At 39.7% G+C, this 1,729-nt stretch carries 1 protein-coding gene; it reads right to left on the bottom strand.

All coding sequences use genetic code 11. The features are described from left to right. Positions 1–44: 44 nt before the first annotated feature. Positions 45–1,508 (bottom strand): IS66 family transposase, encoded by a 1,464-nt coding sequence (locus ACQRBN_RS17365; RefSeq protein ID WP_427740351.1) that lies wholly within the window; start codon positions 1,506–1,508, stop codon positions 45–47. Positions 1,509–1,729 lie beyond the last annotated feature (221 nt).

The following is a 1,729-nucleotide window of genomic DNA, read 5'->3' as shown; positions in this document are numbered from 1 at the left end:
GTAACAGTTCAGCCTTTTAATTAATTTGATGGGTTTAACACCGGCTAAAATATAGCCGGTGTGCCCATAAATAACTTTCTTATATTTTCGATTATTCCCATGTCTCTTTTCTTAAGGGTTTCTATTATGCTCATAATGGAGCAGTACATTTTCTGACCGCTTTCTTTGCGGAAGCCGCCTGCCATTTTCTGCCTGTTTTTCGCTTTTCGCAAATCTCTTTCCGAAATGTTGTCGTCAAAAGGTACCGCAAAGTCATGCAGGAACAGAAGATGATTATGGCTATACTTTTCCATCCTGTTAAGCAGTGTTTTTTCCTCCTGCTTTGCGTATTTATGAGCTGTTGTTTTATTTTCTGTTTTTCCCGCCTCCAGCAGTGAAAAATATTTCTCCTCATATTCCCTTATTTTTTCAACAGGCAGCCCTGAAGCCCCCTGTTCCATAAAGTCTTTCCGTGTTCTGTTCATTTTGCACAAAAGTGTAATCATATCATCTGACCATACATTTCCAGTTTCTTCCGTGTTCTTACGCAGATAACGGATGATGTGTACATTGCATTCTGCATGATCCGTCCCAAAATGATATAATGCCGTTTCATGATCGTGAAGGAGTATTCCGGCATAATGCTTCAGAAAATCCAGTTCCTTCAGTGCCTCTATGGATTTACTATTCATTGCATGATAAACTACGGCGTCTTTTATGCTCAGATTGCGTATATAATTCTGTTTTCCATTGACGGTTACGGTTGTGGCATCTGTCGCTACAACTGCCTGATCCATCAGCAGATTTTCCAAATTTAAGATGCTTGCTTCTGAAGCCTTTGCAAAACTCTTGCAGAAACTATAGACACTTCCTTCAGACAATTCCAGTTCGCCATTGCCTGCCGCGTTCAAAAATGAAGCGATCCGGTCATTGGACATAACGCCTTCGCTGTAAAGGGAAACCGCCAATGCCTTTACATTTGTGCCATAAGTCACATCACTACGGTATTCTGAAGGAATACGGATCTTTCCATTCTCGTCTGAATAGATACGGATTTCCGTGATAACAGGTTCTGTTTTCAAATCAATAACATATTTTTTAACATAGTTCTGTCGGGAACTATCGCCGATCGTTCTGATCTCATGCCGGCATTTTCCGGATGCAATCTTTTTCTCTATTTCAGCTTTGGTAAGCGTAGTTCCTTTGTGCCCTTTCTGGCCGCCGGGCTTGCGTTGCGTTTCTTTTCTCCCGTTGAAGGTATTGGCGGGTTTGCCACCTTTTTTGTCTGTTGATGGTGGAAGTGAAGTATTGGAACTGTCATTATTGATAATGCTTTTTAAACGTGCGTTGTCTTCTTTCAACAGGAGGTTTTCTTCTTTTAATATAAGATTTTCTTTTTCAAGAACATCAATCCGGTTGTTGAGATTTTCGATTTTTCGTGTTGAATCTTTTTCTACCGTTTCCAGACGCCCCATGATTTCCATGAACTGCTGATACATTCCATTGCCATAATCACTGTTTCTACCCATGAGGCTTCTCCTTCCATCCGTTTCTGATAAACATAGTTTATCAGAAATAGAAAGAAAAGAAAAATCCGCCCAAAAAACAGTTTGTCAAAATGACGGTGCAGAAGTTTCCCATGATCAAGAATGGATGTGGAAAGTTCTTTTCATTTTCTCCACAAAAAGCTGTTTTTAGAGATTTTTAATCTCAAAATATTCCACCAAAAGCAGATAATCTGCTAAATTAC

Origin of the sequence: Bariatricus sp. SGI.154, assembly GCF_050313795.1 — a bacterium.
Lineage (GTDB): Bacteria > Bacillota > Clostridia > Lachnospirales > Lachnospiraceae > CAMBRQ01.
Note: the sequence above shows the minus strand (reverse complement) of the source record. Positions and strands in the feature narration are given on the sequence as shown.

Excerpts from the sequence above, each read along its gene's own strand:
- ACQRBN_RS17365 (WP_427740351.1), bottom strand. The coding sequence starts at position 1,508 with ATGGGTAGAAACAGTGATTATGGCAATGGAATGTATCAGCAGTTCATG.